14 protein-coding genes are annotated in these 19,745 nt (G+C 72.4%); 3 read left to right on the top strand and 11 right to left on the bottom strand.

What is annotated here, in order from left to right:
• Positions 1-27: 27 nt before the first annotated feature.
• The 4 genes from ACWDBB_RS17435 to ACWDBB_RS17420 form a co-directional block, all read right to left on the bottom strand.
• Positions 28-1,416, bottom strand: a complete 1,389-nt coding sequence (locus ACWDBB_RS17435; protein WP_449790411.1) for a S8 family serine peptidase — start codon at positions 1,414-1,416, stop codon at positions 28-30.
• Positions 1,417-1,528: 112 nt separating this feature from the next.
• Positions 1,529-2,926: a S8 family serine peptidase gene (locus ACWDBB_RS17430; RefSeq protein WP_449790410.1), complete on the bottom strand. Its 1,398-nt coding sequence runs from the start codon at positions 2,924-2,926 to the stop codon at positions 1,529-1,531.
• Between the two features lie 99 nt (positions 2,927-3,025).
• Positions 3,026-4,708 (bottom strand): WXG100 family type VII secretion target, encoded by a 1,683-nt coding sequence (locus tag ACWDBB_RS17425; protein ID WP_449790409.1) that lies wholly within the window; start codon positions 4,706-4,708, stop codon positions 3,026-3,028.
• Positions 4,709-4,752: 44 nt separating this feature from the next.
• Entirely contained in the window at positions 4,753-5,244 is a 492-nt protein-coding gene (locus ACWDBB_RS17420) for a hypothetical protein (protein WP_449790408.1), read from the bottom strand.
• A gap of 388 nt (positions 5,245-5,632) precedes the next feature.
• On the opposite strand from ACWDBB_RS17420, the gene ACWDBB_RS17415 reads away from it, so the two are divergent.
• On the top strand, positions 5,633-7,657 hold the full coding sequence (locus ACWDBB_RS17415) for an FUSC family protein (protein ID WP_449790407.1): 2,025 nt from the start codon (positions 5,633-5,635) through the stop codon (positions 7,655-7,657).
• 105 nt (positions 7,658-7,762) lie between these two features.
• Here ACWDBB_RS17415 and ACWDBB_RS17410 read toward each other — a convergent pair whose 3' ends face one another.
• The 7 genes from ACWDBB_RS17410 to rsmI form a co-directional block, all read right to left on the bottom strand.
• Entirely contained in the window at positions 7,763-9,589 is a 1,827-nt protein-coding gene (locus tag ACWDBB_RS17410; RefSeq protein ID WP_449790406.1) for an ABC-F family ATP-binding cassette domain-containing protein, read from the bottom strand.
• 206 nt (positions 9,590-9,795) lie between these two features.
• Positions 9,796-10,713, bottom strand: a complete 918-nt coding sequence (locus ACWDBB_RS17405; protein WP_449790405.1) for a 4-(cytidine 5'-diphospho)-2-C-methyl-D-erythritol kinase — start codon at positions 10,711-10,713, stop codon at positions 9,796-9,798.
• Positions 10,710-11,618 (bottom strand): 16S rRNA (adenine(1518)-N(6)/adenine(1519)-N(6))-dimethyltransferase RsmA, encoded by a 909-nt coding sequence (gene rsmA, locus ACWDBB_RS17400; RefSeq protein ID WP_449790404.1) that lies wholly within the window; start codon positions 11,616-11,618, stop codon positions 10,710-10,712. The genes ACWDBB_RS17405 and rsmA overlap by 4 nt, the downstream gene beginning before the upstream one ends.
• Positions 11,619-11,720: 102 nt before the next feature.
• Entirely contained in the window at positions 11,721-12,599 is an 879-nt protein-coding gene (locus tag ACWDBB_RS17395) for a TatD family hydrolase (RefSeq protein ID WP_449790403.1), read from the bottom strand.
• A gap of 1 nt (position 12,600) precedes the next feature.
• A complete protein-coding gene (metG, locus tag ACWDBB_RS17390) occupies positions 12,601-14,223 on the bottom strand; it encodes a methionine--tRNA ligase (RefSeq protein ID WP_449790402.1) in 1,623 nt (540 codons plus the stop codon).
• Positions 14,224-14,307: 84 nt separating this feature from the next.
• Positions 14,308-14,733: a hypothetical protein gene (locus ACWDBB_RS17385; protein ID WP_449790401.1), complete on the bottom strand. Its 426-nt coding sequence runs from the start codon at positions 14,731-14,733 to the stop codon at positions 14,308-14,310.
• Positions 14,734-14,968: 235 nt separating this feature from the next.
• Entirely contained in the window at positions 14,969-15,886 is a 918-nt protein-coding gene (gene rsmI / locus ACWDBB_RS17380) for a 16S rRNA (cytidine(1402)-2'-O)-methyltransferase (protein WP_392874024.1), read from the bottom strand.
• Positions 15,887-15,983: 97 nt separating this feature from the next.
• Between rsmI and ACWDBB_RS17375 the strand changes: the two genes are divergently transcribed.
• Together ACWDBB_RS17375 and ACWDBB_RS17370 are read left to right on the top strand one after the other, a co-directional pair.
• Positions 15,984-17,774 (top strand): dolichyl-phosphate-mannose--protein mannosyltransferase, encoded by a 1,791-nt coding sequence (locus ACWDBB_RS17375; protein ID WP_449790400.1) that lies wholly within the window; start codon positions 15,984-15,986, stop codon positions 17,772-17,774.
• A gap of 187 nt (positions 17,775-17,961) precedes the next feature.
• Positions 17,962-19,719 (top strand): penicillin-binding transpeptidase domain-containing protein, encoded by a 1,758-nt coding sequence (locus tag ACWDBB_RS17370; protein ID WP_449790399.1) that lies wholly within the window; start codon positions 17,962-17,964, stop codon positions 19,717-19,719.
• Positions 19,720-19,745: the final 26 nt, after the last annotated feature.

Below are 19,745 nucleotides of genomic sequence, written 5' to 3'. Positions count from 1 at the left end.
GCGCACGTGTCCGACCCCCGAACGCGGCTACCTCGCATACGGGTTGTCCTCCGGCGGCACCGGCGGCCGGTACGACGGCGGAGGCGGCGGCACCGCCCCCATCGGCTGCTGCAACGGCACCTGGACGGCCTCGGGCTCCCCGGCCGGCTTCCGCCTGCGCCGCACCACCACGAACACCACCCCGGCCACCACCAACAGGCCGGCAACCACACCGGCCACGATCGGCACCGTGCCGCTCGAACCCGAAGACTCCACCGCCTTCGGCTGCGCCGACGGCGCACCGACAGCAACATCCGTCGGCGTGTCAGCCGGGCTCGGCGCCGCCGACGCGGGAGCGGACGCACTCACCGTAGGCGCCGGGGCCGCCGACGGCGTAACCGCATCAGCGGGCAGCGGCGACACGTTCGCGGGGCCCGGGTCGCCCGGATCCGTCACCGCGATACGCGGGCGCACCGCACCGTAACCGACGATGTCATTGCGACTGGACCCGTCATTTGGCTTTCCCGCCGTATTGATGAGGACCTGCAGGACCTGATTCGCCGTCCAGTCCGGGTGCAACGACCACACCAAAGCCGCCGATGCGGAAACCACGGCGGCCGCATCCGAAGTGCCATGGCCCTTGCAGTACCCGGTCGCGCTTGAGCAAGCCGCGATCATGTCCATACCAGGGGCGATGAAGACGACCTGCGGCCCGCGCTCGGACTCGGCGGTGACCGTGCCGTTCCGGTCCGAAGCCCCTACACCGACCACGTTGGGCAGGGCTCCCGGGTACTCGACAACGTTCCCCTGATTCCCGGAGTTTCCGACGCTGGAGACCACGAGCGATCCCTTGGTGCGAGCCCACGCCAAGATCTTGTTCAACTTCTCCACATCGGCCGGGGAAGTCGTGACAGCGGCCGTTCCCTGCGAGATGTTGATGACCTTGGCACCCTGCTCGACCGCATACGTCACCGCCTGGCCGATCTGGTCCAAAAAGTCAGCCGAAACCACCGCGTGCTCGGATCCGTTGGCAATCTTCAACGGAAGAATCCTGGCGCCGGGGGCGAGGCCGTAGGCTCCATTGCCGCCATTCGATTTACCGGTTCCAGCGATGAGGCCGGCCATCTGCGTGCCATGGCTCTCCGCATAGGAGCCGACCCCGCCCGGACTTCCACTGAAGTCCTTACCGGGCAGGAACTGCCCGGCCAGATCCGGGTGGTCCAGCTTGAAGCCGCCGTCGATCACGGCAACGGTGACGTTCTCCCCTTTGGAGACCTTCCACATCTCCGGGGCGTGCATGGCATCCAGGTGCCACTGATCGGCACGAATCGAGCCGTCCGCAACCGCGGGTGCTGCGACCGGGCCGACCACGATCCCCGCCGCCAGAAGTGCCGCAGCAGCAGCCCGCCAACGCGCTCGCACGTTCGTCCGCCCCATCACAACTCCTCGTCAATCTCTCCGTCGACCGGGAAGCGCGCCCCGAACAAACCTGCCCGGCCACTGGGGAAGCCCAGTGGCCGGGCAGTCGTTGCCGTCCGCTGACGATCAATCATCGCGCGTACGGGTTGTCCTCCGGCGGCACCGGCGGCTGGTACGACGGCGGCGGAGGTACCGCCCCCATCGGCTGCTGCTGCGGCGGCACCGGCGGCACCTGGACCACCTCGGGCTCCCCGGCCGGCTTCCGCCTGCGCCGCACCACCGCGAACACCACCCCGGCCACCACCAACAGGCCGGCAATCACACCGGCCACGATCGGCACCGTGCCGCTCGAACCCGACGACCCCTCCGCCTTCGGCTGCGCCGACGGCGCACCGACAGCAACATCCGTCGGCGTGTCAGCCGGGCTCGGCGCCGCCGACGCGGGAGCGGACGCACTCACCGTAGGCGCCGGGGCCGCCGACGGCGTAACCGCATCAGCCGGCAGCGGCGACACGTTCGCGGGGCCCGGGTCGCCCGGATCAGTCAGCGCTATACGCGGGCGCACGGCGCCATAGCCAATGAGATCGTTGCGAACAGAGCCGTCCTGGGGCTTCCCCGCCGTATTGATGAGGACCCGCAAAACCTGATTCGCGGTCCAGTCTTGATGCACCGACCAAACCAGCGCGGCGGAGGCCGATACCAGGGCGGCGGCATCCGACGTCCCGTGACTCTGGCAATACCCGGTATCAGCAGTACAGGCCGCAACGATATCCATGCCAGGAGCAGCAAGAACCACCTGCGGCCCCTTCTCGGACTCCGCGGTCACCGTAGCTCCGTGATCGACGGCTCCGACACCGACAACGTTGGGCAACCCGCCTGGGTACGACACTGGATTTCCCGACTGCGCCTCGTTCCCGACACTCGCGACCACAAGAACCCCCTTGGACCTTGCGCCCTCGAGGATTCGAGTCAAGCTTCCCACATCCCCTGACGAGAACCTGGCGGCGTCCATACCCTGCGAGATATTGATGACCTTGGCGCCCTGGTCCACCGCATAATTTACCGCCTGGCCGACCTGAGAAATGAAGTCAGACGGAAGTGCCGCCGAGACGGATCCGTTATTGATCTTGAGCGGAAGAATCTTTACGCCCGGGGCCAGGCCGTAAGCTCCTGTTCCACCGACGCTTTTACCGGTTCCGGCGATCAAGCTGGACATCTCGGTTCCGTGGCCATCGGCATAGGTCCCGACTCCGCCGGACCCACCACTGAAGTCCTTACCCGGCAGGAATTGCCCCACGAGATCGGGGTGATCCAGCTTGAACCCACCGTCAATGACGGCAACCGTGATCCCCTGCCCCTTGGTGACCTTCCACATCTCCGGTGCCCGCATGGAATCCAGATGCCACTGCTTTTCGCGAATCGAGCCGCCCGCAACCGCGGGTGCTGCGACCGGGCCGACCACGATCCCCGCCGCCAGAAGTGCCGCAGCAGCAGCCCGCCAACGCGCTCGCGCGTTCGTCCGCCCCATCACAACTCCTCGTCAATCTCTCCGTCGACCGGGAAGCGCGCCCCGAACAAGCCTGCCCGGCCACTGGGGAAGCCCAGTGGCCGGGCAGTCGTTGCCGTCCTACTCAACCACGTCCGGGTTGCTGTGCGGGGTACCGCTCGTCCAGGTTTCCTCGTCCTCGTGCAGGTAGTCGGCCCGCTTGCGGCGGTCGCGCTCGTTCCGGCCTCCGTGGCCCGCCGTTCCGGGCGCCATCATGCCGTTCTGCCTGGACAGGGACCCGCCTTCGGCAGCGCCCGCCGCGCGGTTGCGCAGGCCGGTACCGCCCGGAGTGAACTCCCCTCCGGCCGTCGGCCCCTTGCGGCCGCCGACCGTGCCACCGGTGGTCGAGGACAGGCCCCGGGCGCGTGAGCCGCCGCCAGCGCCGACAGCGCCACCGTGGGCGCCGCCCATGCCGGGATGCATGCCGCCGCCCATGCCAGTCGCCCCACCGACCCGGCCGCCGCCGGCCCCCGCCTCACGGGCGCCGAAGACCGTTCCGCTGGGCAGCCCCGGGTTGCCGCCCTTCGCCTGCCCCGCGCCGCCGCCGAACTGGGTCGTACGCGCCGGGATCTGGCCGCCGCCCTTGTTGGGGACGAAGCCGCTGCCGCCACCCTTGGCCGGGACGGAACCGCCACCCGTTCCGGTGGGGAAGCCCGGGACCGGGCCGCCGCCGGGGATACCGGGCCCGTTGTTCGAACCTCCCGGCCCGTTCGGGTAGCCGGGAAGGGTGGTCGGTCCGTCCGTGGGCAGGTGGCCGCCGCCGGGGCCGTACGGGCCGGTCTGGGTGGGCAGCGTCGGCGAGGGGGGCAGGCTGTTGAGGTCGGTGCCCGGACGGTTCACCGGGTCCGACGGGTGGTACGGCGGGATCGAGGTCCCCGGGTCCTGCGGCGCGGGCGGCACCTGGCCGCCGCCACCGTGCGGCGGAGGCGGGGTGTTGCCCGGGTTCGACGGGCCGGGGCCTCCGGAGCCGGGGTCCCGGGGCAGGACCTTTCCGCCGCCATAGATTTCGCCGCCGCCCGGGTTGGACCCGCCGACACTGCCGCCGCCCGCCCGCGGGTTTCGGACGTAGCCGCCGGAGCCGGCACCGCCACCGCTCCCGCCGTCTGGGGAGATCGCCGTGGAGTCGTTCTGATTCGACGGTGCGGGCGTCCCCGGCAGAGCCAGGTCGGCGCCGAGCCCGTTCAGCGTCGTCGCCGCGGCGGCGTACGCCTGCCCCAGCTTCTCCATCTGGTGGATGGCTTCCTGGTGCGCCTTGTAGACACGCTGCGCCGCGGCATCAGCCTCGGCCGCGGTGACCCACGTGCCGGGATTGCGCTTCTTCATGATCGAGTCGAGATTCGCGGGAGTCGGCCCCTCCAGCGTGAAGTTGGCCAACGTCTGGGCCGCAGCGTCGGGCGCGCCCTGGTGCTTCCGGGTGTTCACCGTGGCGATGTCACCGGTCGGCACGTCCGGCACGGCGGACTTGGCCAGGCTGAGTGCCTCGCCGGCCTGGTGCATGGCCCCGCCCGCGCCCGCCGAGTAGTTGCCCAGCAGCTCGGCCGACTGCTGGAGGTTGCCTGCCCAGGTCTTGAAGCTCTCGGCGGCCGGCCCTTCCCAAGTGATGTTGCCGATGTGCGACTTGAGCGCCTGGCTGAGCTCCTTCAGAACGCGTCCGGCGTCCTGGAGCTTGTTGCCACGGTCCAGCACCAACGACGGCTCGGCGCCGGTGACCATGCCCTTGAGCCCAGAGTGGTCGATCGCTTCGAAGTTCGTTCCGTCTGACACTGCCTACTCCCCGTTTCCCCGTGAACCGCCTCCACCGACTGCCATCAGAAGTTCCCGGTGCCAGCGCTTGATCCGGTCGCCGGCGCGGTGACGCCCACACCCTTCGCGACCGCGTTCTGGGCTGCCGTCGTGTGGTCTTCGTTGGTCGAGTAGGCGCTCGCCGACTTCATGACCGCGTTCTTCATCGCCTCGATCTGCGACACGAAGTCCTTGTGCAGCTGGACGAGCTGGGCGTGCACCTTCTCGTAGGCGCTGGTCAGGGCCGTCGCCTCGGCGAACTCCGCGCTCGCGAAGCTCTTGCCCGTCAGCTTCTGCTCCTGGAGCTTGTACGGCGCCGCGGCCGAACCGTCCATCGCGGCGAGCAGTGCCTCGACCTTCCCCGCGAACGTCGTGAGCGTGTCGAGCTCGACCTTGACGTCCTGCTTGCCGAAGGCCGCCACCAGGTCGCCGGCGCTGACGTTGGTCTGCACCGTGCTGACGATGGGCGCGAGGTTGATCCCACCGCCCCAAGGCAACGTGATCTTCTGGTCCAGCATGAACGGCGTCGCGTCCCCCGAAGGGTTCGCCGGTGCAGGCGTCCCCGACCCGTCCCCGTTAGCTCCTGCCACAGCAGTTCACCTCTCCCCCATACGGCCGGCCGCGCCCGGGCGTCCCGGGCGGCCGCGTGCCGCAACACACCGTCAACTTCTGGTTCGCGCCGTCCTGGTCGGCACGCCGACCGCCCTGTGGACGGGCTACTCCTCCGTCATCGTAGTCACCCCCCCTGTCGGACCGGCAGGGCCCTTGGCCCGCCCGTACGCGATCGGTACGAACTTGACACGTACGAGGCGCCGCGGCAGCCCTGGGTAGACTGACCCGGTACGCCCCATCTGCCGCGCAATGTCGCACAGCAGCGACCCAAGGCCGCAGAACGGACGTGACCGCGTGAGCTCCTCCGACGCCTCCCCTTCCCCCTGGTGGGCCCGTGCCGCGCGGCCCGCGCGGCCGCCGCTGCCGGTGGCGCTGATGGTGCGGGCGGCGGTGGGGATGGCGCTGCCGTTGGCGGTGGGGCTGGTGGCGCACCGGCTGGATCTGGGGGTGTTCGCCGGGCTCGGGGCGATGCACGCGACGATGAACGACCGGGTCGAGCCGGGCGGGTTGCGGGCCACCCGGATCGGGACGGCGGTGCTCGCCTCCGCGCTCGGCATGCTGATCGGCACCGCCCTCCAGCACACCGGCGCGGACGGCGTGGGCCTGGGGGTCACGCTGACGCTGACCGCCTTCGCCTCCGGCGCGTTGAGCGCGACGGGTCCGCGCGGTTCGGCGGCCGGGATGCTGCTGCTGGTGTCGGCCGCGCTGGGCAGTGGGATGCCGCTGCCGCGGCCGTGGTGGGCGGCGCCGCCGATGATGCTGGTCGGGGCCGCGTTCGTGGTGCTGCTCGGGCTGCTGCCCTCGGCGGCGCCGAACCGGCCTGCCGGGGATCCGTGCAACCGGGCGCTGGCCGCCGCGTACGAGGCGCTCGGCCGTACCCTCGCCGACCTGGGCGGCCCACGGGCGGCGGCCTCGCGCCAGGTGCTGACGGCCCGCCTGAACCAGCTCCAGGACCTGCTCGGCACGAGTCGCACGAACCGCACCAGTCGCACGATCCGCACCAGTCGCACGAGCAACACCGGCCGCCGGAGCGGCCGGGACCACCGGGACCGCCAGGAGCGCCGCCGCCGGATGTACGAGGCCGCCCTCGCCGCCACCGAGGCCGCGACCGGTCTGCTGTGGGCGCGCCGCCCCGTCCCGCCGGAGGTGGCCGAGGTGCCGGCCCGGCTGGCCGCCGCGGTGCGGCAGGGCGGCGGCGAGGTCGCCGTGCCCGACTGGCGGCCCGACACCCCCTCCCGGCAGGCCCTGGACGTGGCCCTGCGTGCCGCCGCCGACACCGTGGCCGGTCGCGACACCCGGATCGGCACCGCCCCCGCGCCTCCGCCGGACCCCTGGCGGCTGCGGGCGCGGCTGCTGTCCCGGGGCTCGGTCCGGTACGGCCTGCGGGTCGCGCTGTGCATCGCGGTCGGCTCGGCGGTCACCGCCAACTTCCCGCTCAGCAAGAGCTACTGGGTGCCGATGACGATCGCCTTCGTGCTCAAGCCGGACCTCGGCTCGGTGTTCCTGCGCGCGGTGAGTCGCTCGGTGGGCACGGTGCTCGGGGTGGCCGTGACCGCGGCGCTGCTGATGGTCACCACCGACGAGTGGGCGTTGACGGCGATGGCGGCCGGCTGCGTGGCCCTGCTCCCGTACGCCACGGCGGCGCACTACGGGCTGAACACCGTGGTGATGACGCCGATGGCGCTGGTCCTGCTCCAGCTCGGCGGGCAGAGCAGCGCCGCCGAGTTCTGGCCCCGGGTCCTGGACACCGTGCTGGCGAGCGCGATCGTCCTGCTCTTCGGCTACCTGCTGTGGCCGGAGCGGCCGCGCCACCGGATCGAGCCCCGGCTGGTCGAGGCCACGACCGCGCTGCGGGCCTACCTCGACGCCGTCGTCCTCGACGCGGCCGTCCTCGACACCACTCTCCGGAACGGCAGCACCCACGCCGGCAACGCCCAGGTGTGGCTGCGCCGCACGGCCTACCGGTCACTGGCGGACGCCCGCCGCGAGGTGCGGCAGGGCCTGGCCGAGCCGCCGCCCACCGGCCGGCTGGCCGAGCGGTGGCTGCCGGCGACGGCGGCGCTGGAGCGGCTGGGCGGCGCGGTGGCGGCCTTCGCCGCGCAGATCCGGTACGGCGGCCGGGTGCCGGACCCGTCCGAGGTCGACCGGGTGCGGACCGCGCTGGACGAACTGACCGCCGCCGCCCGGGCGCACCGCCCACCGACGGCCCCGCCGGCCCCGACGGACCGTCCGGCCGCCCCGCACGACCCGACGCGCAGCGCACTGGGCCGTGCGGCCCAGGAGCTGGAGACGCTCCTGGGCAACCGGCCCGCCGGGTGACTCCGATCGGAGCGGGGTGACCCCGACAGAGCCAGGCGACCCCGATCAGAGCGGGGCGACCTCGATCGGACCCAGGCGACCCCGATCAGAGCCGGGTGACCGCGATCAGACCTGCTCGGCCAGCTCCAGCCAGCTCATCTCCAGCTCCTCCTTCTCCTCCCGCACCGCGCGCAGCTGCGTGTCCAGCTCCGCGACCTTGGAGAAGTCGGCGGCGTGCTCGGCGAGTTGGGCGTGCAGCTTGGACTCCTTCTCGTCCAGCTTGGCGATCTGCCGCTCCAGCTTCTGCATCTCCTTCTTCGCCGCCCGCAGGTCCCCGCCGGAGAGCCCGGCCGCGGCGGCGGTGGTGTCGGCCGGCGCGGCCGCGGCGGCGGAGGGAGCCGCGGCCTGAGCCGCGGCGGCCATCCGGGCCCGGCGCTCCAGGTACTCGTCGACGCCGTTCGGCAGCATCCGCATCTTCTTGTCGCCGAGCAGCGCGTGGACGGTGTCCGTGGTGCGCTCGATGAAGAAGCGGTCGTGGCTGATGACGATCATCGAGCCAGGCCAGCCGTCGAGCAGGTCCTCCAGCTGGTTGAGCGTCTCGATGTCCAGGTCGTTGGTGGGCTCGTCCAGGAAGAGCACGTTGGGCTCGTCCATCAGCAGCCGCAGCAGCTGGAGCCGGCGCCGCTCGCCACCGGACAGGTCGCCGACCGGCGTCCACTGCTTGTCCTTGCCGAAGCCGAACTGCTCGCACAGCTGGCCGGCGCTCATCTCCCGGCCCTTGCCGAGGTCGACCCGCGAGCGGATCTGCTCGACGGCCTGGAGCACCCGGGTCGCCGGGTCCAGCTCGGCGACCTCCTGCGACAGGTACGCCAGTCGGACCGTCTTGCCGACCTTGATGACGCCGGACGCCGGCTGGACGTCGCCCTCGCTCGCGTACGCGTCGCGCAGCGCGCGCAGCAGCGAGGTCTTGCCGGCGCCGTTGACGCCGAGCAGGCCGATCCGGTCGCCGGGGCCGAGCTGCCAGGTGATGTTCTCCAGCAGCAGCTTCGGGCCGGCCTTGACGGTCACGCCCTCCAGGTCGAAGACCGTCTTCCCGAGCCGCGCGTTGGCGAACTTCATCAGCTCGGACTTGTCGCGCGGCTCCGGCACGTCCGCGATCAGGGCGTTGGCGGCCTCGATCCGGTAGCGCGGCTTGGAGGTACGGGCGGGGGCGCCGCGGCGCAGCCAGGCCAGCTCCTTGCGGGCCATGTTCTGGCGCTTCTGCTCCTCGACGGCCTCGATCCGGGAGCGCTCGGCGCGGGCGAAGACGTAGTCGGAGTAGCCGCCTTCGTACTCGTGCACCTCGCCGTGCTGGACGTCCCACATCCGGGTGCAGACCTGGTCGAGGAACCAGCGGTCGTGGGTGACGCAGACCAGCGCGGAGCGGCGCTTCTGGAGGTGCTCGGCGAGCCAGTTGATGCCCTCGACGTCGAGGTGGTTGGTGGGCTCGTCGAGGACGATCAGGTCGGGCGAGCCGAGCAGCAGCTTGGCGAGGGCGATCCGGCGGCGCTCGCCGCCGGAGAGCGGGCCGATGACGGTGTCCAGGCCGTCGGCGAAGCCGGGCAGGTCGAGGCCGCCGAAGAGGCCCTCGATGATGTCGCGGATCCGGGCGTCGCCGAGCCACTCGTGGTCGGCCCGGTCGGCGATCACCTCGTGCCGGATGGTGGCCTGGGGGTCCAGCGAGTCGTGCTGGGTGAGGACGGCCATCTGGAGTCCGCCGGAGTGGGTGATCCGGCCGCCGTCGGGCTCCTCCAGCTTGGCGAGCATCCGGATCAGGGTGGTCTTGCCGTCGCCGTTGCGGCCGACGACGCCGATCCGGTCGCCCTCGCTGACGCCCAGGCTGACCGCGTCCAGCAGGGTGCGGGTGCCGTAGACCTTCGTGACGGACTCGATGGTGGCGAGGTTGACGGCCACGTGTGCTGCGCTCCTGGGTTCGGCGGTCGCGGGGCGGCCCGCCGCTCGGCGGTCGCGCTCCCCTTGTCGGGGACACCCCGATCTCCCCAGCCTAATGGGCCCGCCGGAGCGCCTTCACCGCGTCATCCCGCCACGAGCCGACCCCGCCCCCGCCACGACCCCGTCCACCGACCCGGCCACCAGGCGCCGCCCGCCACGAACCGTCCTCAGCCCACCAGGGACGCGCCCGGCACCGGCCCGTGCGTGGCGTGCGCCGCCCGGCAGGTGCCGGAGGCCCGCAGCGCCGAGGCCACCGCGGCGGCGGCCTCGGCGTCCTTGGCCAGGAACGCGCAGGTCGGCCCGGAGCCGGAGACGATCGCCCCGAGCGCGCCCGCCTCGGTGCCGGCCCGCAGGGTGGCGGCGAGCGCGGGGCGCAGCGAGAGCGCGGCGGGCTGGAGATCGTTGGCGAGCGCGGCGGCCAGGGCGACGGTGTCGCCCTCGGCGAGCGCGGCGAGCAGTGCCGGGTCGGCGTCCGGGGTGGGGACGTCGGTGTCGCTGGAGCCGGTGCCGGCCTCCTCGCGCAGCCGGTCGCACTCGCGGAACACGGCGGGGGTGGACAGGCCGCCCTCGGCGACCGCGAAGACCCAGTGGAAGGTGCCCTCGACGGCCAGCGGCTCCAGGATCTCGCCCCGGCCGCGGCCGAGTGCGACGCCGCCGAGCAGGGCGAAGGGCACGTCGGAGCCGAGTTCGGCGGCCAGCTCCAGCAGCACCGGCAGCGGGGTGTCCAGCTGCCAGAGCGCGTCGCAGGCGACCAGTGCCGCCGCGCCGTCGGCGCTGCCGCCGGCCATGCCGCCGGCGACCGGGATGGCCTTGGCGATGTGCAGGTGCACGCCGGGGTCGGCGATGCCGTGGTGGGCGGCGAGCAGCCGGGCGGCGCGGGCGGCGAGGTTGCTGTCGTCCAGCGGGACGACGGCGGCGTCCGGGCCGGAGCAGCTCAGCGTCACGCCCTCCCCCGGAGCGGCCGTGACCTCGTCCCCGAGGGCGACGGCGAAGAAGACGTTGGCCAGGTCGTGGAAGCCGTCGGCGCGCAGCCCGCCGACCCCCAGCTGGACGTTGACCTTGGCCGGTACCCGTACGGTGATCACGCGGCGTCCTCGGCGGGCTTGTGTTCGGCGATCGCGGCGAACTGCTCCACCGTCAGCATCTCGCCGCGCAGCTTGTGGTCGATCCCGGCGGCCGCGAGCGCCTGCTCGGCCCGGGCGGCGGAGCCGGCCCAGCCGGCCAGTGCGGCGCGCAGGGTCTTGCGTCGCTGGGCGAACGCGGCGTCGACCACCGCGAACACCTCCTCGCGGCTGGCGCTGGTCTTCGGCGGCTCGCGGCGGATCAGTGAGACCAGCCCGGAGTCGACGTTGGGGGCGGGCCAGAAGACGTTCCGCCCGATGGCGCCGGCCCGCTTCACGTCGGCGTACCAGTTGGCCTTGACCGACGGGACGCCGTACACCTTGTTGCCCGGCTTGGCGGCGAGCCGGTCGGCGACCTCGCTCTGCACCATCACCAGGGTCCGCTCGATGCTGGGGAAGGTCGCCAGCATGTGCAGCAGGACGGGCACCGCGACGTTGTACGGGAGGTTGGCGACCAGCGCGGTGGGCGCCGGCCCGGGCAGTTCGGTGACCTCCATGGCGTCGCTGAACACCAGGTCGAAGGCGTCCGCCTTGCCGGGCATCCGGGCCGCGACGGTGTCCGGCAGGTGCTGCGCCAGCACCGGGTCGATCTCGACCGCGGTGACGTGCCGCGCCACCTCGAGCAGCGCCAGCGTGAGCGAGCCGAGCCCGGGCCCGACCTCCACGACCGCGTCCTGCTCCGTCACCTCGGCGGCCCGGACGATCCGCCGCACGGTGTTGCCGTCGATGACGAAGTTCTGCCCGCGCTGCTTGGTCGGCTTCACGCCGAACGCGGCCGCCAGCTCCCGGATGTCGGCGCTGCCCAGCAGGGGGGTCCCCCCGGCCGGAGGCTGGGGGCGGCTGTCAGGGGTGGGGTCGGTGCTGCTCACGCGCCAAGGATACGGGCGCCGGGGCCCTCGGAGGTCGACGGCCTCGGCGAGGTCGATCTCGGCCGGGAACGGCACCGAGGCGCGGCGCCCGTTCCCCCCGGCTCAGTACCCGAAGGCCCGCGCCGTGTTCTCCGCGATGGCCGCGGACAGCTCGTCCTCGGCCAGGCCCAGGGTGGCGGCCATCGAGCGCACCGTGACCGGGATCAGGTACGGGGCGTTCGGGCGGCCGCGGTAGGGGTGCGGGGTGAGGAACGGGGCGTCGGTCTCGACCAGGATCCGGTCCAGCGGGGTGGCGAGCAGGGCGTCGCGCAGCGGCTGGTTGGCCTTGAAGGTGACGGGGCCGGCGAAGGAGAGGTACCAGCCGTGCTCGGCGCAGGTCTTCGCCATCTCGGCGTCGCCGGAGTAGCAGTGGAAGACGGTCCGCTCCGGGGCGCCCTCCTCCAGCAGGACGGCGATGACGTCCTCGTGGGCGTCCCGGTCGTGGATGACCAGGGCCTTGCCGTGCCGCTTGGCCATCTCGATGTGGCGGCGGAACGACTCCTTCTGGATCTCGACGCCCTCCGGCCCGGTGCGGAAGTAGTCCAGGCCGGTCTCGCCGACCGCCAGCACCTGCGGCAGCGCGGCGAGCCGGTCGATCTCGGCGAGCGCCTCGTCGAGCGCCGCCCGACCGCCCGCGAGCCGCTGCTGCCCGGACCATCCGTCCGCGTCGCCGAGGAAGATCCTCGGCGCCTCGTTCGGGTGCAGGGCGACGGCCGCGTGCACCTGCTCGTACTGCGCCGCCAGTTCGGCGGCCCAGCGCGAGCCGGGCACGTCGCAGCCCACCTGGACCACCGTGGTGACCCCGACCGAGGCGGCCTTCGCGAGGCCCTCGGCCGGGGTGCCGGACTGCATGTCGAGGTGGGTGTGCGAGTCGGCCACCGCCACGGCCAGGGGTTCCGGCAGTGGCGGCGGGGTCGACCGGGCGTCGTCCTTGGCGGCCATGTCAGGCGGTCGGCTTCTCTTCGAGGCGCGGGAAGAGGATCTCGCCCTTGGTGACGGTGGCACCGGCGGGCAGTCGGCCCCAGTCGGCCACGGTGGCGACGGTCTGGGCGGAGAGCGCGCCGAGCCCGGCGGCCTCGGCGCCCAGCGAGACCCACAGCTTCTCTGCGGTGGACGGCATCACCGGGTTGAGCAGCACGGCGGTGGCGCGCAGCGACTCGGCGGCGGTGTAGAGGATGGTGGCCAGGCGGGCCCGGCCCTCGGCCGAGTCGTCCTTGGCGACCTTCCAGGGCTCCTGCTCGGTGAGGTAGCCGTTGACCTGCTTGACGAACTCGAAGATCGCCGCGATGCCGCCGGCGAAGTCCAGCTCCTCGCCGATCTTCCGGTCGGCCGTCTCGGCGGCCCTGGTCAGCCCGTCCGCGACGGCCTGCTCGGCGTCGCCGGCCGCGGTGGCCTCCGGCAGCACCCCGTCGAAGTACTTGCCGACCATCGCGGCGACCCGGGAGGCCAGGTTGCCGAAGTCGTTGGCCAGCTCGGAGGTGTACCGGGCGGTGAAGTCCTCCCAGGAGAACGAGCCGTCGGTGCCGAACGGGATCGCCCGGAGGAAGTAGTACCGGTACGCGTCCACGCCGAAGTGCGAGGTCAGGTCGGTGGGCGCGATGCCGGTCAGGTTGGACTTGGACATCTTCTCGCCGCCGACCATCAGCCAGCCGTTGGCCACGACCCGCTTGGGCAGCGGCAGCCCGGCGGCCATCAGCATGGCGGGCCAGATGACGGCGTGGAAGCGGAGGATGTCCTTGCCGACCAGGTGGACCGAGGCGGGCCACAGTTCGGCGAAGCGCTCCGGGTCGCTGCCGTAGCCGGCCGCGGTGATGTAGTTCTGCAGCGCGTCCACCCACACGTAGAGGACGTGCTTCTCGTCCCAGGGCAGCGGCACGCCCCAGTCGAAGGTGGAGCGGGAGATCGAGAGGTCCTTGAGGTCCTGCTCGACGAAGCGCAGCACCTCGTTGCGGGCCGAGGCGGGCTGGATGAAGTCCGGGTTCGCCGCGTAGAACTCCAGCAGCTGCGGGCCGTAGGCGGAGAGGCGGAAGAAGTAGTTCTCCTCCTCCAGCCACTCGACCGGCCGCTTGTGCACGGAGCAGAGCTTCTCGTCCGCGGTCGCGCCGTCGAGCAGCTCGGACGGGAGCTTGAACTCCTCGCAGCCGACGCAGTACGGGCCGGAGTAGCCGCCCTTGTAGATCTCGCCCTTGTCGTACAGGTCCTGGACGAACTCCTGCACCCGGGCGGTGTGCCGCTCCTCGGTGGTGCGGATGAAGTCGTCGTTGGCGATCTCCAGGTGCTCCCAGAGCGGCTTCCAGGCCTCTTCGACCAGCTTGTCGCACCACTCCTGCGGGCTGACGCCGTTCGCCTCGGCGGTCCGCATGATCTTCTGACCGTGCTCGTCGGTCCCGGTCAGGTACCACACCTTCTCGCCGCGCTGGCGGTGCCAGCGGGTGAGGACGTCGCCCGCCACGGTGGTGTACGCGTGGCCCAGGTGGGGGCGATCGTTGACGTAGTAGATGGGGGTGGAAACGTAGTACGCCGGGGCGTTCGCCCCGGTGGTGCTGTGGTCTGCAGTGGCCGCCATGGTCGGAAAGCTTAGTCGGGCGCGCGGACCGCCCTCGACCGAGTTGTTCCCCGGCCGGGGGCGGACCGTCCCGTCACCCCGGTGTCAGCCCAGGAGCCGCGACCAGAACCGGGCCCAGCGTCCGCGCGGCCGGACGGGCTCGGCCACCGGGGGCGTCCCGGCCGGCTCGGCGTGCGCCGGGTAGCCGGGGGCGTGCTGCCAGGGCTGGTCGGCGGAGGCGACCCGGCCCTCGCGCATGATCCGCACGGTGTGGCCGCCGCACCCCGGGCAGGTCGGCTTGAGCAGCGGGGACGGCACCCGGACGCCGTTGGCGTGGTACTCGAACACGACGTGGCCGTCCCTGGCCACGTGGTGCTCGATGTCGTACGCCTGCTCCCAGCCGTACCCGCAGCGCAGGCACGCGAAGGAGTAGGCCTCCCGTACGGTCTCGACGGGAGTGTGCGGCCGGCCGGCCAGACCGGCCGTGCTCAGTGCGCTGCCACTGCGGGGGCTACCGACAACATCGCTCATGGCCGTCTCCCAGCGCCCGCCGGACGCTCGTCCGGCTGGGTCTTTCCTTTCCAGGGAATGCCCGGACCGCCTCGGCCGACGCCCCACTTGTGAAGACTTGGATGCGGGTTGGGGAGCCCTATACGAAGGGCCTCCCCGAGACCGGGAACCGCGACCGAAGCTTCAGCTCAGCGGGTGTTTACCGGGGCCTTCTCTCCACGGTACGACTCCCCGTGAGCAACGCAACCCCCGGTGTTCACTCCTTTCCCGGAGCCCCTCCCGGGGACTTTCCCGGGGACTTTCCCGGCGCCTTTCCGGGGGCGTTCTCCAGACCCTCCTTCTTCGCCGCCACGACCGCGTCGAAGACCTCCCGCTTGGGCAGCGAGAGCTCCACCGCGACGGCCGCGATGGCCTCCTTGCGGCGCTCCCCGGCCTCCTCGCGGACGGCCACCAGCCGGGCCAGCTCGGCCGGGGTCAGCTCCTGCGGCGCGGCCGGCGGGGCGCCGGCGACCACGACGGTGATCTCGCCCTTGACGCCGTCGGCGGCCCAGGCGGCCAGCTCGCCGATCGGCCCGCGCTTGACCTCCTCGTAGGTCTTGGTGAGCTCGCGGCAGACGGCGGCCGGCCGCTGCGGCCCGAACGCCTCGGCCATCGCCGTCAGCGCCTCGGCGATCCGGTGCGGCGCCTCGAAGAAGACCATGGTGCGCGGCTCGGCGGCGATCGAGGCGAGCTGCCGGGCCCGGTCGCCGCTCTTGCGCGGCAGGAAGCCCTCGAAGGTGAAGCGGTCCACCGGCAGGCCGGACAGCGCGAGCGCGGTGAGCACCGCCGAGGGCCCGGGCACCGCGGTGACCTTGACGTCGGCGGCCACCGCGGCGGCGACCAGCCGGTAGCCGGGGTCGGAGACGGAGGGCATGCCGGCGTCGGTGACCAGCAGCACCCGGGCGCCGCCGAGCAGTGCCTCGACCAGTTCGGGGGTGCGGCCGACCTCGTTGCCCTCGAAGTAGGAGACCACCCGCCCGGCCGGGGTCACCCCGAGTGCCTGGGTGAGCCGGCGCAGCCGGCGGGTGTCCTCGGCCGCGATCACGTCCGCCGTGGCCAGTTCGTCGACCAGTCGGGGCGGGGCGTCCGAGACGTCGCCGATGGGGGTGCCTGCGAGAACGAGTACTCCTGTCACGGTCCCCATCCTCGCAGCTGCCGCGCGCCCGGGGCTTTTGGTGACGATTCGGTCAGCTTCCGAGGGAGCGGACACGCGTGCGAAGAGCGCCCCTACGATGTGGCGGATGAACGGCGACACGGCGGCGCAGACGCCCACTGGTACGGACCACTCCGCGTACGGCGGCGTCGGCCTGCCGTCCCCCCGTCCACCGCAGGACGGACCCGCCGGCTGGCGCGAGCGCCTGGCCCGGTACGGCTACACCGCCCGCCCCGCCGCGCCGCTCGCCGAGCGCCTGGTGCCGCCGATGCCGGACGGCCCGCGGGTGACGCCCGGGGACGTGCCCCAGTCGCCGCTGCTGCTGCGGATGGGCGTCTCGCTGCCGCAGGGCCTGTGGGTCTTCCTCTGCCGCTGGGCGGGCTGGCTCGGGCCGATCGCGGTGGCGGTGTTCGCCGGCCTGCTGCGGTTCACGAACCTCGGGCAGCCGCACGCGATCATCTTCGACGAGACGTACTACGCGAAGGACGCCTACGCGCTCTGGCACGGCGGCTACGAGATCAGCTGGCCGGAGGACGCCAACACCACGATCATGACACCCGGCGCTGCCGTCCCGTACCGGGCGACGCCCTCGTACGTGGTGCACCCGCCGGTGGGCAAGTGGATCATCGGCGTGGGTGAGCAGCTGTTCGGCATGAACCCCTTCGGGTGGCGGTTCGCGGTGGCCCTGCTCGGCACCCTCTCGGTGCTGATGGTGGCCCGGATCGCCCGCCGGATGTTCCGCTCCACGCTGCTGGGCTGCGTGGCGGGCCTGCTGCTCTCGGTGGACGGCCTGCACCTGGTGCTCAGCCGGGCCGCCCTGCTCGACCTGGTGGTGATGTTCTGGACCCTCGCCGCCTTCGGCTTCCTGCTGCTGGACCGCGACCGCACCCGGGCGCTGCTGGCCGCGAGGCTGGGCGGGGTCGAGAACGCCGAGCTCGCCCAGCGGCTGAACCTGGGCTGGCGCCCGTACCGGATCGCGGCCGGCGTCTGCGTCGGCCTGACCTGCGCCACCAAGTGGAGCGGCCTGTACGTCGCGGCCGCCTTCGGCCTGCTGACCGTGCTCTGGGACGTCGGCGCCCGCCGCCTGGCCGGCGCCCCGCGCCCCTTCGTGGCGGTGCTCGCCCGGGACGTGGTGCCGGCCTTCGTGTCGGTCGTCGTGGTCTCGGTCGCCGTCTACATCGCCTCCTGGTGGGGCTGGTTCGCCAGCAGCACCGCCCCCGGCCAGGGCGGCTGGGGCCGTGACTGGGCGGTCGGCCGCTCCACCGACTTCCCGTGGATACCCGAGGCCCTGCGCGCACTGTGGCACTACCACTCGACGGTCTACGACTTCCACGTCGGCCTGAGCGACCCGCACACCTACCAGTCCAACCCCTGGTCCTGGCTGGTGCTGGGCCGACCGGTGTCCTTCTTCTACGAGTCCCCCAAGTACGGCCAGGCCGGCTGCACCGCCGCCGACTGCGCCCGCGAGGTGCTGGGCATCGGCACCCCGCTGCTGTGGTGGACGGGCGTCGTGGCGCTGGCCTACTGCCTGTGGCGCTGGGCGGCCCGGCGGGACTGGCGGGCCGGCGCGCTGCTCTGCGGCCTGGCCGCCGGCTACCTGCCCTGGTTCGCCTACCAGCAGCGGACGATCTTCCTCTTCTACGCGGTGGTCTTCGTCCCGTTCCTGGTGCTCGCGGTGACGATGCTGATCGGCGCCCTGATCGGCCCCGCCGGCGCCTCCCGGGACCGCCGGATCTTCGGTTCCACCGCGGCCGGCCTGCTGATCCTGCTGATCGTCTGGAACTTCCTCTTCTTCTTCCCGCTGTTCACCGGGCAGACCATCCCGCTGGAGGACTGGCGCCGCCGGATGTGGTTCAACAGCTGGATCTGACCGCTGGCCCGGCGCGCACCGGGTTCCCACGAATCGTCCGTATGCGGTGTACGGCACGTACCAGATCCGTCACAAGTGCCGGGCGATTCGCCGGCGCACCGATCCGCGCTGCCTAGGGTGGGGGGGTACCGCGTTTCCGGCCCCGGCCGGTTGCGCCCGGCCGCGAGACCCCTGGGGGACCTGCACCATGCGCAGTGGCGCGAAGATCGGCATCATCACCGGCGTGTCCATCGCCGTCCTCGCGGGCGGCGGCTACGGCGCGTACAGCCTGATGAGCGGCTCCGACGGCTCCGGCGGCAAGAAGCCGCGCACCGTGCTCGCCGAGCCGCCGTCGGCCGAGCAGGCGGCTGCCGGGATGAAGGACTTCCTGACGGCCTGGGCGGCCGGCGACATCGCCAAGGCGGCCTCGCTCACCGACGACCCGGCCGCGGCCACCACCGCCCTCACCGCCTTCAAGGACCAGGTCAAGCCGAGCGCGCTGACCCTCACCCCGTTCGGCCCGACCACCCAGCAGGTCTTCTCCGCCGCCACCGGCACCCCCGCCCCGGCCGCCAAGCCGTCCGCCTCGGCCTCCGCGACGCCGGGTGCCGGCACGCCGGGCGCCGGCGACTCGCCGTCGGCCACGCCCGGGCCCACCGGCACGCTGATGTCGTACAAGGCGCGCGCCGAGTTCGCGGGCACCAACCGGGCCTGGGACTACCAGGGCTTCCTCAGCGTCGTGAAGATGAGCGACAACACCCCGGCCGTGCACTGGGCGCCGTCGGTGATCCACCCGCACCTGTCCGGCAACGAGACCATCTCCGTCCAGCCGGTCTTCGCCCCGCCGTCCACCGTGGTGGACCGCAACGGCAAGCCGATCCAGGGCGCCTCGCTCACCACGACGCTGATGACCACCCTCCAGGACAACGCCAACAAGCTGCTGCCGCCGGACCCGGCCAAGGACCAGGACGCGGGCACCGCGGTGGTGATCACCGACCCGGCCGGCAAGGGCGCCGTGGACAAGCTGTTCACCATCGTCGAGCCGAAGCCCGGCAAGCCGTTCAAGGTGACCATCGACAACACGCTCCAGGCCGCCGCCGAGAAGGCGATGACGGACCTGGCCGGCAAGCCCGGCTCCGTCGTGGCGATCGAGCCGAGCACCGGCCAGGTGCTGGCCTTCGCCAACTCGCCGGCCACCGGCCAGAACCGGGCCTTCCTCGGGCTGCTCGCGCCGGGCTCCACGATGAAGATCGTCACCTCGGCGGCGCTGCTGGAGGCCGGGGTCAACCCGGACACCGTGGTCGCCTGCCCGGAGAAGAGCAGCAACCCGCACGCGATCCCGAACTCGTTCCCGGGCGCCTTCCCGACCAACACCCTCCAGCAGGACTTCATGATGTCCTGCAACACCGCCTTCATCGACCAGGGCCTGACCAGTCTCAAGCCCGAGACGCTGTCCGGCACGGCCAAGGACGTGTTCGGCATCGGCCTGGAGTGGAAGACCGGCCTGCCGAACACCGACGGCAAGGTGCCGCCGACTCCGGGCAGCAAGGACGAGCAGGCCATGAACTACATCGGCCAGGGCAAGGTCCAGATGAACCCGCTGGCCATCGCCTCGGTCACCGCCACCGTGCAGAGCGGCGAGTTCAAGCAGCCGATCCTGGTCGCCGAGCTGCCTCAGCAGAAGGCCGCCCGCCCGCTCTCCCCGGACGTGGACGCCAAGCTGAAGGCGATGATGGCGGCCACCGCCACCGGCGGCACCGCCAGGGACGTGATGGCCGGCATCACCGACAACGCGGGCGCCAAGACCGGCTCCGCCGAGGTCGCCGGGGTCGACGTCACCAACAGCTGGTTCACCGCCTACCGCGGCAACCTCGCGGTGGCCGCCGAGGTGCAGGGCGGCGGCCACGGCGTGGACGCGGCCGGGCCGGCCGTCGCCTCCATCCTGAAGGCCGCCGGCGGCCGCTGAGGCCCCCGACGAGCGACGAGCCCGCC

It is taken from the genome of Kitasatospora sp. NPDC001095, assembly GCF_053598615.1.
This window is presented reverse-complemented; position numbering and strand designations above follow the sequence as displayed.